Here is a 12,218-nt window from a genome sequence, read left to right as displayed (position 1 = left end):
CTTTCTATTGAATTTATCCAAATGTCTAAGATTTGCACGATTGTAGGATAAAATATTGTCATCCGTTTATTTTCTTGATAGCATTAACATGAGGTGACCTCTAATGAAGTCCAGCACTATTGCATTAACCGAGCTTCGCTCTCGGATAGTTAGCGCTAACTTTTATCCGTTCAAGCCTGGACAAATCGTCGGACCACGTCTGCCATATGTCCATATCTTCATTTATATTACAGCAGGAGCAGGAATTATGAAGATTGGAGAAGAAGCATGGCCATCTGAACAAGGAGACTTGTTTTACATTGCCCCCGGCGTACCTCATCAGTTCATCGCAAAGCAGGAAGACCCGATGGTTCATGCTTCGATTTATGTAGATCTTATATCTCCTTCCACACCCAAGTTAAAAGGAGATACACAACTAAATGTTAACGATGCTTCTCGATACGATCCTTCCCTATGCGCGACCAGAGTGGAATATAGCGAGGGCTTTGTTATACCGGTCCACACTCGACTGCCCCACAATGCCGTATGGATGGAGCCGTTTTTCTCAGTAATCGAAACTTATTTCAATCAATCGCTCGGCAACGATTTGCTGCTGCGCTCCCATTTTGAGTCTTTTCTTGTCCGATATATTCAACATACGTTGAAACCACAGAACACCTTTTACGATCCGAGGATTGTCAAAATGCTCGAGTGGCTGGAAGAGACCGATACTTCCAGCGCAAACGTGACCGAATGGGCAGAGCGATTAGGCATCAGCACCGCATATTTATACGAGCTGTTCCGTAAGCAGACAGGTACGAGTCCCCAAACCTACTTGCTTGAATGTAAGCTCGACAAAGCCAAAGCTTATTTACGAGAAACGAATATGCCTGTGACCGAAATTGCCTACAGACTTGGCTTCTCGTCGCTGCATTATTTTGCAAGACTATTCAGTAAATATGTACAGGAAACCGCTACCCAATATCGGCAGCGATTTCGGGGTTTCGGATAAAACAAGATCAAGTCGACTACAATCGATGCTCCAATATGTGCAAACATTCTCCGCAGCGTAGTATAATAACAATGAATTAGAAACTGGTTGGAGGTTGAATATGAGAGAAGAGTTTACATTTTCACTGATTGCAAGAACCAGGGATAAGCTGCTGAAGCAGGCGGAACAGTGCCCGGCAGATCAGAGAAACGTTGTTCCCGACGGCTTCAATAACAATATCCTATGGCAGATGGGCCATGTCCTTACGGTGACAGATGGATTAGTTTTTGGCATATCGGGACATCCTTCCGAATGTCCTGCCTCATACCGCTCATTCTTCGGCAATGGGACTAAACCCGCAGACTGGTCAGAAGAGCCTCCGGCCTGGGAAACCATCATGGAGCAGTTGAAGGATCAGCCTAATCGTATTCAAGCGGTTCTGTCCAGAAAACTTTCTTCAGGATTGACGAAAGAAAATTTTATGAAAGCAGAGTCGATCGACGAGCTTCTGCAATTCCATATTATGCATGAAAGCATGCATTCCGGCATGGTCAGCGGCTTGCTTAAAGCATTGAATCGTAAAGCTTAGGGTATAAACGTAACTTACAATTATTCTCATTCTCCGGTTAGCTGGAGCAGCAAAAAGTCCTCATACTTCCGCAGCGTTTGCGTAAAATAGGAGGACTTTTTTCAATATCAAGCTGATGACAACTGTACGTCTATCCTTGCTGTTCTTCCAGCTGGTTCTTGTGGCGTGCAGGTCCCGCATGAACCCACAACGTTACTATAGGATCTTCCTTACTGGAGATCAGATGGTGATCTTCACCGGGCTCGATAACAAAAATATCTCCGGTAACAACGGGATGGAAGGTTTTATCGACTTCCATTTCACCTTTCCCTTGCGCGATGATGAATACTTCGCAATCCTTGTGAACATGATAGTCTCTTCCCTCAGGGCCGTCGTTCGAATGAGTGCGATAGCCTGGTTTTTCAAATGCCAAACCGCCGGAGGATAAATATTCTCCTGGTAAAATTCCTTGTAAGAAGTGTCCTTCTTTCGTATCCTGCAGATCAGACAAACGATACTTTTTCATATCGATTCCTCCCGGTTATGATATATTATTCTGCCTTCAGGTGGTACAAGCGACTACGGAAGTCACCCTTCCACTGAGGCAGGTTAAGCCCGACATGCATCAATTCGTCTCCACCAAACAGACTCTCTTCAGCTTCCACCGCCCCATCTTCCTGCACACGATAATCCTTGTTAAGATCAAGGCCTTTTAAGCGCAGCTTAGCTAACGGCGCATTCGGCTTCGAGAGCACTTGGAAAAACGCCACTAGAGCAGACGTTCGATCCTCGGAGACGAACATCCACGCTGTCTCATTACCTTCGAACGGACTTAGCAGGCGATAAAAATCGCCGAACTGGATCAACGGTCTTAACTCCTTGTACATAGCAACCTGCTGCTTGACTACTTCTTTATCCTGATCCGTAAATTTGGTCAAATCCAGCTCATAGCCGAAGTTTCCCGACATCGCTACATGACCGCGCATTTCGATCGGGGTAATGCGGTGAACCTGATGGTTCGGCACGGCCGATACATGTGAGCCCATTGAGCTGATCGGATAGACGATACTTGTTCCATATTGGATCTTCAACCGCTCGACCGCATCCGTGTTATCGCTCGTCCAGGTTTGCGGCATGTAGTAAAGCATCCCAGGATCAAAGCGGCCTCCACCTCCGGAGCAGCTCTCGAACAAAATGTGCGGAAAGTCGGAAGTGATCCGCTCCAGCACCTCGTATAGCCCGAGCATGTAGCGGTGGGCGGTTTCCCTTTGTCTTTCCGGAGGCAGCAAAGCTGAACCGATTTCCGTCATATTGCGGTTCATATCCCATTTGACATAGCTTATCGGGCTGCTTGCCAGAATGTCGGAGACGACCTTGACAATATAATCCCGCACATCCTTGCGCGAGAAATCAAGAATGAGCTGCTGACGTGCTTCCGTGCGTCTGCGATCCGGAACATGCAGGCACCAGTCGGGATGTGCGCGGTACAGCTCACTATCCGGCGACATCATCTCCGGCTCAAACCAAAGCCCGAATTGCAGTTCAAGCTTGTTAACCCTAGAGGCTAGATCCTCCAAGCCTTGCGGAAGCTTGTTCAAATCGACGAACCAGTCACCTAGCGAGCTTTTATCATTGTCTCGTTTGCCGAACCATCCGTCATCAAGCACGAACAGCTCCAACCCGAGCTCTTGGCCAACTTTGGCAATCTCTTCAATTTTATCGGCATTGAAATTAAAATAGGTTGCTTCCCAGTTATTCACGAGCACAGGTCTAGACTTATCGCGATACTCGCCTCGGCATAGGCGTGTACGATACAGCTTATGATAAGTGCGAGACATTCCGCCTATCCCTTCAGCGGAGTAGACAAGGACTGCCTCTGGCGTTTGGAACGATTCTCCCGGCTGCAGCAGCCACGAGAAGTCAAAAGGATTGATTCCCATCACCACTCGTGTCGTACTGTACGGGTCGATCTCTGCTTGTGCCAGGAAGCTGCCACTATAGACAAGACTGAAGCCGTAAGCTTCCCCGTGATCTTCGTCTGCATCCTTTGATAGCAGTGCAACAAACGGATTGACCGAGTGACTGCTCGCACCGCGGCGGCTCTCGATGGATGATCCTCCTGTCGTCAGAGAACGACGCTCGATGTGTCGTTCCCTCGCCCAAGAGCCCGACAAATGAAGCATATCGAAATTCGGATGCGGTAAGTCAATGCCCATGCTAAGAGCCCTAAGAAGTCTGAGCTGTCCAGCGCCTTCATTATAATACCGGACAGAACGGGCAACCGCGTTGAAATCACGAAAGACGGTGTACGAAAGAACTGCCTTCAAGCCGATCAGCTTGTCTGTCAAAACAATGTCGAGCGTTTCCGCTTCTTCGTCCTGCTCAACATAAGTGGCTGGGAGTCCTTCGAGCTGCGGCTTCCCGGGATAAATCCGGTGAGATTCGTAGACCAGCTCGCTTACTGTAGTGCCATTGTCCAACTGCACTTGATATGCAGGTACTCGGAAATCGCTTCCACCATAAGCCGGCAGCTCCTGCGGCAGGGTATCCAGTGATATGCTGAGATCATTAGGATCTGTTGACGGCGAGAATGAACAGCGCTTACGGTTAGCTAGAAGCCGTCCGATATTGGTTCCCCGCACCCTGCTTCCCCAATGTACATGAGCGATATATTTCGATTTGATGATTTGTATAATGTAGCTTGCATTTTGAGCCTGTAGATGAAAGGTTTGTGTTGTTGAATCATAGCTTATGCTGCTCATGGCTACCTCCATAGTTAGATATACCCAACATTATATAACGGCGCTAAAAGCCCGAATATGGACAAAACACACTTTTATATGGAGAAATTTCTTTTATTTCAGCTTGAAAGACAAAAAAACCGAGCCTTTTTTAGGCTCGGACTGCTGCTTACGTTTAACTTCACGGGTCACCTTACTCTGACTCTGATCCCCTTATGCCCCTCTCTGCCATCATCATCTGAAGGGTCTTTTTGTTTAAAGTACCGATAACCTGCAATACAGCCGATACCAATAACCGCTCCACAAAGGGACATCATCATATCTTTCTGCGTATCCAAAACATCCCCTTGAAGACCTAAGTATTGCTCCGCTAGCTGGGGATTAGCCATAAGCCCTACTAGCATTTCCAATATCTCAAACAGGGCGCTGGCTGCCATGATCACTGAAAAGGTAATGACATATGACCAGACCCATTTGGTTTTCATTAGACGAATTATCATATCCTCTAACGGATATACCATCAACAGTCCGAACGCAAAGTGCACCAGCCTATCAGAAATGCCTCGCTCGGAATGAAATGTCCCTTTGAACCAAAAGTCTACCGGGGAATATTCATATGCATAATGCGCCCCTGTCAGATGCAGTATGAAAAAAACAGTTATCAAAATATACGAAATATTATTGAATGCAAAATGACGATAAAGAAAGGCAAGCACTGCAATAAGGATAAAGGGAAGCGCGCTTTCTAGATAAAAGTCTCTATAATCAACAGGATGAATAGCCATAGCTAACCAGTAAAGAACGAATATAGCGATCAATAGATGCAAAACCCAATTTTTGCGGAAAGCAATGTTGTGGCTTTTCAGTAATGAGGATCCAGCGTTTGGCGAAGACTCAGACAGACGAAGCATCTGAAGATTCCTCCTCGGAACAGATCGGTTAGTTCCTTTTAGATTGTCCTATGGAGTACCTAAATATGACATATGCTCTTACAGAAGTATTCATCACTAACGGAATCACTTATCTATAATCCTTCGGACTAACCCCGACGTACTTTTTAAAAATTTTCGAAAAATACGTCCTCTCCATATAGCCGAGCTTAAAAGCAATCCGTTCGATATTGTCCTGCTTGCTCTTAAGCATGTGACAGGCGATTTTCATCTTGTGTCGGTGAACGTAATCGGTGAAATTCATGCCGGTTTCCTGTTTGAAATACCTGGATAAGTAGCTTGGGTTTAGAAATAAATAGTCGGCGATATCCACAAGTGAAATATTTTCCGACAGATGCTCCGCAATAAATTGGTCAATCTGCTGCAGCTTCGGTTTTCTCTCGAATCCAGGGTCAGGGTTAGCACTCATCAATTGTTTAATCTTCTTCTCCATCAGCAGCATCGATTGATCCAATCGTCTGCATCTCACCATGCAATCGTGGAAACTTTCATCACTATGCTCATTGCTTTCAAGCTCCAGCACCCTGATCCACTGCGAACATTTGGCCATGAATTCACCGGGGTCCAGTTGATGTCTGTATGCCTTCTGCTTCATCTCACTAAGCGCTTGATTCGTCTGCTGCTCGTCCTTATCCTTGAATGACCGCACGATCCGGCTCCATTCCTCCCCTAGCACACCTGTCACATCTACTGACCACATTTTGTTTCCTAGAGCAGGCATCGGTCCAAACGTCAAATCCTCATAGTAAGCGGAGCGATCAGTTTGCTTTAACTGCTTATATTGCTGCTTGATGCCCTCAATCCCTTTAAAGGGCTGACCGTAAAAGATAGATGCATCGACCTTCAAGTACTCCTTAATTTTGGTCCGGAGTGCAGAAAGCAGCTGTTGAAATTGCTCTACCGTATTCAAGCTTAAATTCGGCTGGTAGTTGGCGACGCAGACAAAATAAGCTTCCGTATCCGTTAGTGTTGTGACCAGATTCGTATCGGCTGACAGCTCTTCAGCTATATTGCTGATCGCGTATAACAGCACAGGAACATCCTCATAGCGATATTGCTTGGGAAATGATGCATAATTCAAATATCCGATAGCAACGATAAAATGGGAATGGTTCCATTCGAAGCCAAGCCTTTTGCCGAAGCTTAGCATCTCCTCAGGGGAGGAGCCGGATAGCATTTGCGCAAAAAAACGTTCCTTCAGCACATCCTTATTCTTCATCAAATCTTGCTTGTACGTCCATTCTCCAAGCTGGGTCTGCTGATCCTTCACCTCTTGGGCGGCTTTCTTTAAACTGGCTTCCAGCTGCTCACGGGACAGCTCGTCCTTAATCAAATAGTCGTCTGCATCCAGCTGTACCGCTTTTCTGGCATAGTGGAACTCCTCATGGCATGTTAGAAACAAAATTCGGATTTCCGGCTTGATCCTCTTTAGCTCTCCAGCCAGCTCCAAGCCGTCCATCTGCGGCATCCCTATATCGGTAATAACAATATCAGGATTCGTCTCCCGGAATAGCTGGAGCGCTTTTTTCCCCGAATGGGCCGTCGCAGTGACTTCCAGCCCCTGTTCCTTCCAATGGATCAACTTTACTAAATATTTGATCATCGGCACGTCATCATCCACTAGCATCACTTTAAGCATTCGCATCCCCCTCTTTGCTGTGCTCCGCTTCTTCCGGTTTTAGAGGTATTCTCAGCAGTACGGCAACCCCTCCAGCCTCGTTTCTGGTTAAATGCATCGAGGCACCAGGGCCGTAAGTCATTTGCAACCGTTGGAGTACGTTCATAAGTCCAACCCTTTTATAAGAGCTGTGAGTCTCCGCATCCGGATGCTGCAGCCATTCGTTCATTTCCTTCAATCGCTGCTCCTCCGAACCTGCTCCATTATCTTCAATGCGGATCTGCAGCTCTCCATCAGTTAACTTAGAGCGTATTTCAATTCGCGGCCTATCCACTTCTTCTGCAAAGCCATGAACAAATGCGTTCTCTACGATAGGCTGCAGCAGAAGCTTTGGTATATCTATGCCCTCCGTGTCCTTCTCCAAATGCACTTCGAACTCCAATTGAATATCGTTTCTCATCTGCATAATGTCCACGTAAGACGCAAGCAGCTTGCACTCGCTCTGCAAGGTAGAAGGCTCACTAAATTTCATGTAGGCTCTCAGTAAACTCATTAACGAATCGATCTTGCTGCTATGGAGTTCATCGTTGTGTAGTACCAAATTGCATTTGATGGAATTAAGTGTATTGAGCAAGAAATGGGGTCGTATCTGCGAGAAAAGGGCCTGAAGCTCCATCTCCCGCTTCTGCTCCTGTTCCTGTTCGATATCTATAATCAACTGGTTGATTTGATCCAGCATCGTGTTCAACGTTTTTCCAAGATCGGCTATTTCATCCTTGCCTTCCGCTTGAAATCGAATTTTACGGTTCCCCTCACCGAACAACTTCACGCCGAGCTCCAACTGGCGAATCGGCCGATGTAATCTTTTAGCCATAACAATCGATATCAAGAAAAATATTATAAAGAACGGGACTACGAGGAAAAGCGCTATATAAAACGTCCTGGATATTTCTCCTGTGACTTCCTTCTTAGGCGTTTCATAGACGAGCTTCCAGCCAGCCTTCTCAATCATGACTTCGTTGCGTACATTTTCCAAGGGAGCTTCCGCCGCAGAATAGGCTACGTTAGAATCTCCGGCTATTCGGACACCGTTGGCGTCATAAAGAACCATGTTCCCGGACTGAAGCTGCTGGAACAATTTATCGAAATATTGGCTTGGAATAGCAATGTACAAAATACCCAACAGCCGGTTGTCCGCAGGATCGCGAAGCACTCTCGAAACATAGTAGTTGCTTTGCTCTCCGTTAGATGTGACCGCAACCGTTCCAAGCCATTGAAGCAAATTGCGTTGATCTGGGTCTACACGATCTTTGACCTTCTCCCAATGCTGCTGAATCTGCTCCGGGGACACACTCAAGCTTTCGCTAGACTGAACAATGAACCCTTCGTTATTTACAAGAAACATGAGAATGTCCGTATTCATCGTCTTAGCGACTGTCAAGCTAAAAAAATCCTTGATCTGCTGGTAGGTGGTCAGATCCGAATAATTACCGATTCGTTTGGTATCGGCAAAGCTGCGGAGCTCCTTGCGGACGTTCGTATCCTGTACAAAGAAATTGGAGGAGTAGGTCAAATCGTCGATCATTTTCGTAATGTCCTTCGCCATCACTGCGATAACCGATTCATTACTTAAACGAATTTTTTCCTTCACATTGTTTTGCGTTACCGAATAGCTGATATAAGATACAGCCACGGTTGGCAGCAGAATCAGCAGGAGAAATGAAATCTGAATTCGACGATAAAAGGTAAAATGAAAAATGTTGCTCATGTTGATCCTCCTCCTGACCTTGATTGCACAGTTCATATCCTAGCATATTCCGCTGTAGTATCCCATCTCATCCTTTAATAAATTGGATATAGGACGCCGTTGCGGGCGCCCTATTGTTTGATCCGGTTTATTTAGTGTTTTGCTTGATGATTTTATCCGCTTGCTCGACCATCCACTTCTGTGCTTCCTCCGCCGATACATTATCGAGCAAATATTTGCTAAAGCCGTCTTCCATCACTTTCTTCAGCTGAGCTCCATAAGCTACTGCAATGTCACTGGACACCGCCGTTTTAACGCGCTTATCGGTCAGTACTGAGTTAAGCGTAGTCATATCAGCCAGACTTTTGCTGCTGCCGTACAATTCCTCGATCAATGCTTTGGAGTCGCCTTTCTTCCAACCGGACAATTCGAGTCTGGCATCCTGCTCTGTGGTCATGTAACGCACAAACTTGTACGCCTCTTCTTTATATTTAGAACTGTTAGCAATACCCACATAGCTTCCTCCAATGTTCGTCAATCCAGGTTCAACATTTTTGGAGGAACGCGGCAACGGAGCGAACACTGTCTTGAACGTATGCGGATATTTCTCCACATTGCCTACATCAGGTAGAATGAACGTCGCACTCATCATCATGGCGGCTTTACCGGTGAAGAACTCGTTTCGATAGTTCAGCTTGGCCCCAATAACATCCGCCAACGTCTTAGCCGATTTGTCCTCCTTCTCCATCGCGCGGCGAAGATCAAAGAAATATTTGAATGAGGCATCGTTAAAGAGCGGTTTTAAATCCTCCGTCACATAAGGGTTTTTCTTGTCGGTATACGCAATCGGATTCACGTACTCGCCCCAGTTGTGGAAGTAGGTACCGTAACGATCTCCTTTGGTCAGCTTCTTCGCATATTCACGATAATCATCCCAAGTCCAGTCAAAGCTTGGCACGGGAAGATTCGCTTCCTTCAATGCATCCTCATTCAATAGCACGAACCAATTGCTGGAAGTATGCATGGTTGCGTAATATTTTCCTTTATACTTCGGATTCACATAATATTCCTCTTCAGGCTTTACGTTATCCTTGGCATAAAAATCGTCCAGTGGAGCTAGAACGCCTTGTGCCGCTCTGGACATTGTTTCCTCAATGCTCGGAAATCTTACGATATCTACCTGTTCGCCGGAGGACATCGTAACATCCAGCTTTTTCAATGTCTCTACGGAGTTGCCCGGAACAAGAGTGATTGACTCGATTTTTACATTCGGATTTTTGCTTTGGTAGTCTTCGATCAATTTTTTCGTGGCTGGGGCATCTGTATCTGCATCGTAGTTATAATATTTCAATGTAATGCTCTGCGCTTTTCCTTGTGATGTATCATCCGCCTTTGGGCTGCCGCATCCGCTCAAAGCAGATACTGTGACGATCATACCGCTCAATACAATGGCACTGTGCTTTTTCAACTTGTATTCCCCCTACTGTTTATGACTACAACATGAATTGTACATTGCTTGTTTAGTTCTTAGTGTGCAGAATCTTGTGTATTTTGTGCACTATATTGACCTTACCCTTTAACCCCTCCGAGCGAAATCCCCTTAATGACCTGCTTTTGCAAAATGACGAAGATAATTAGCAAAGGAAGGATCGCAGCAAGAGAAGCCATCATGACTACTGAATAATTATCCGCGAAATCGTTACGGAACAATTGAAGTCCCAGCGGAATCGGGTACAGCTGCTGCTTGATCAGGAATATAAGCGGGTTCTGGTAATCGTTCCAGGTCCAGATGAACTTAATAATCCCGACGGTTGCAAGGATCGGCTTGGACAAGGGAAGCATGATTCGCGAGTAGATCGTCCAGTATCCAGCACCATCTATTTTCGCAGCTTCAATAAATTCACTATGAATTCCCATCATAAATTGTCTGAGCAGGAAAGTGAAATAAATAGAGAACATTCCCATAACGATAAGCCCTGCATGTGTATTATACAAGTGTAACCATTTAAGCAGCATATAGCGCGGCACCAAGGTCGCTTCCGAAGGAATAATCATGAACGATAAGAGCAAACCAAAAGCTACATTACGGCCACGGAACTGAATTTTTGTAAACGCGAACGCAGCCATCGATGAAAATATTAATGTGCTCAGCGTCATAATGATAGCCAGCTTCAGCGAGTTGAAATAAAACAAGGAAAACGGTACCTTGCCCAGCCATACTTCTTTAAAATTACCCACGAAATTCCATGCCGTAGGAATCCATTGAATAGGGTAAGACATGACATCCTGCTCGTATTTGGAAGCTGCCGACAGCATCCAGATCAGCGGAACCAGGAATAACACGGATAGCACGGCAAGTATCGCCGTTGTAAACAGCTTTGGAACATCTATTCTTTTAGATAGCATCTTAGGCTCTCCTTCTCTCCAGATCTATTCCGGTTTTTTCTGCAGCTTCCAAGTGATGAGCGTAATGACGCCAACCAGGATAAACAATACCCATGAAATGGCCGAAGCATAACCCATTCTGAAATTACGGAAGCCTTCCTCATAGATGCGATAAACCAGTACAGTAGAAGAATCGTTCGGCCCGCCGTTTGTCAGGAAGGCAATAAGATCAAATACTTTGAACGAGGACATCAACAAAGTAATAAACAAAAACGAGGTCGTAGGTCCAAGCAGTGGCAGCGTGATACGAAAAAACTGCTGTGTCTGCGTTGCGCCATCAATGTCAGCAGCCTCGTACAGCTCGTCCGGTATGTTGGATAAACCGGCAATGTATATAATAATCTGATAGCCAATTCCCGCCCATATTGCAATGATGATAATCGCCGCTAGAGAATAATGCGTATCCGCAAGCCATTTAGGCGGTTCGGTGATGCCGATGCTGATTAAGAAGCGATTGATCGGCCCTTGGGATGGATGATACAGCGCACTCCATACGGCTCCTAAGGCAACTATGGAAGAGATATAGGGAATAAAGAACGCAGCCTTAAAATATTCTTTTCCATATACCTTGGAATGAATAATGACTGCTAGAACAAGTGCGAGAATCATCCCGATCGGTACTGTAAACAACGTATAAATCAAATTATTTTTTAATGCCATGAAGAACTTCTCGTCTTCAAACAGCATCTTGAAATTGTCTAGACCAACAAACTTGATACTGGATAGACCGCCAACCAAATTCCAATCGCAAAAGCTTAAATATAATGAAAATACAATAGGAAATACGCCAAGCACCAGCATTCCAAGAAATTCCGGAGCTAGAAATAGCCAGCCGATCAAGGCGTCCTTTCGTCCGTTATTCCAAAATTTTCTGCGCTGGGCAAGCCTCTGCGTACCAAGCTCCATTTTGTTATCCGCCAAGCTGTTCACCTCATTTTTGTATTCGCTTGTTCCTACTATATAAGGTTCCAGCCTATTTTCACGCTGATGATTTTTACTCGTTTGTGCACTATTTTTACCTTCCGGGACATAAAGAAACGTTGCATACAAAAAAAAGCCCCGTCCTGTCTGGACGAAGCTTGCTAAGTATACGATTTCTCTCCCTTCCCTTTGCTCCTATTTTCTAAGCTAGTTGTCTCCTTAAAAGAACCCCTTAGGAAGTAGAGCTCCCTCGGTCAA

10 protein-coding genes are annotated in these 12,218 nt (G+C 45.6%); 2 read left to right on the top strand and 8 right to left on the bottom strand.

What is annotated here, in order from left to right; translation table 11 throughout:
* Window positions 1–103: 103 nt before the first annotated feature.
* Together BP97_RS0114555 and BP97_RS0114550 are read left to right on the top strand one after the other, a co-directional pair.
* Entirely contained in the window at window positions 104–991 is an 888-nt protein-coding gene (locus tag BP97_RS0114555) for an AraC family transcriptional regulator (protein WP_028549759.1), read from the top strand.
* A gap of 100 nt (window positions 992–1,091) precedes the next feature.
* The gene (locus BP97_RS0114550) at window positions 1,092–1,559 is read left to right on the top strand and encodes a DinB family protein (RefSeq protein ID WP_028549758.1); all 468 of its coding nucleotides are present in this window, start codon (window positions 1,092–1,094) and stop codon (window positions 1,557–1,559) included.
* 130 nt (window positions 1,560–1,689) lie between these two features.
* Here the strand turns inward: BP97_RS0114550 and BP97_RS0114545 are convergent, their stop codons facing one another.
* From BP97_RS0114545 to BP97_RS0114510, 8 genes are all read right to left on the bottom strand, one after another.
* Window positions 1,690–2,064, bottom strand: a complete 375-nt coding sequence (locus BP97_RS0114545) for a cupin domain-containing protein (RefSeq protein WP_028549757.1) — start codon at window positions 2,062–2,064, stop codon at window positions 1,690–1,692.
* A gap of 25 nt (window positions 2,065–2,089) precedes the next feature.
* Window positions 2,090–4,300 (bottom strand): alpha-galactosidase, encoded by a 2,211-nt coding sequence (locus tag BP97_RS0114540; RefSeq protein WP_036745885.1) that lies wholly within the window; start codon window positions 4,298–4,300, stop codon window positions 2,090–2,092.
* 167 nt (window positions 4,301–4,467) lie between these two features.
* Entirely contained in the window at window positions 4,468–5,190 is a 723-nt protein-coding gene (locus BP97_RS36325) for a DUF2238 domain-containing protein (protein WP_051620592.1), read from the bottom strand.
* A 109-nt stretch (window positions 5,191–5,299) separates the two neighbouring features.
* Window positions 5,300–6,868 carry a response regulator transcription factor gene (locus tag BP97_RS0114530; protein WP_028549755.1) on the bottom strand — a complete coding sequence of 523 codons (1,569 nt, stop codon included), beginning with the start codon at window positions 6,866–6,868 and terminating at the stop codon, window positions 5,300–5,302.
* Complete coding sequence (locus BP97_RS36320) at window positions 6,861–8,615, bottom strand: cache domain-containing sensor histidine kinase (protein ID WP_036745884.1); 1,755 nt, start codon at window positions 8,613–8,615, stop codon at window positions 6,861–6,863. Before BP97_RS36320 ends, BP97_RS0114530 begins: the two co-directional genes overlap by 8 nt.
* A gap of 127 nt (window positions 8,616–8,742) precedes the next feature.
* Window positions 8,743–10,062, bottom strand: coding sequence for an ABC transporter substrate-binding protein (locus tag BP97_RS0114520; RefSeq protein WP_028549754.1), 1,320 nt, complete (start codon window positions 10,060–10,062; stop codon window positions 8,743–8,745).
* 101 nt (window positions 10,063–10,163) lie between these two features.
* Window positions 10,164–11,000: a carbohydrate ABC transporter permease gene (locus tag BP97_RS0114515; RefSeq protein ID WP_028549753.1), complete on the bottom strand. Its 837-nt coding sequence runs from the start codon at window positions 10,998–11,000 to the stop codon at window positions 10,164–10,166.
* Between the two features lie 24 nt (window positions 11,001–11,024).
* Entirely contained in the window at window positions 11,025–11,945 is a 921-nt protein-coding gene (locus tag BP97_RS0114510; RefSeq protein ID WP_028549752.1) for a carbohydrate ABC transporter permease, read from the bottom strand.
* Between the last annotated feature and the right edge of the window lie 273 nt (window positions 11,946–12,218).

This window comes from Paenibacillus sp. UNC451MF (assembly GCF_000686845.1).
Taxonomy (GTDB): Bacteria; Bacillota; Bacilli; order Paenibacillales; family NBRC-103111; genus Paenibacillus_S.
The sequence above is the reverse complement of the archived record's forward strand: the minus strand, read 5'-3'. Positions and strand labels throughout refer to the sequence as shown.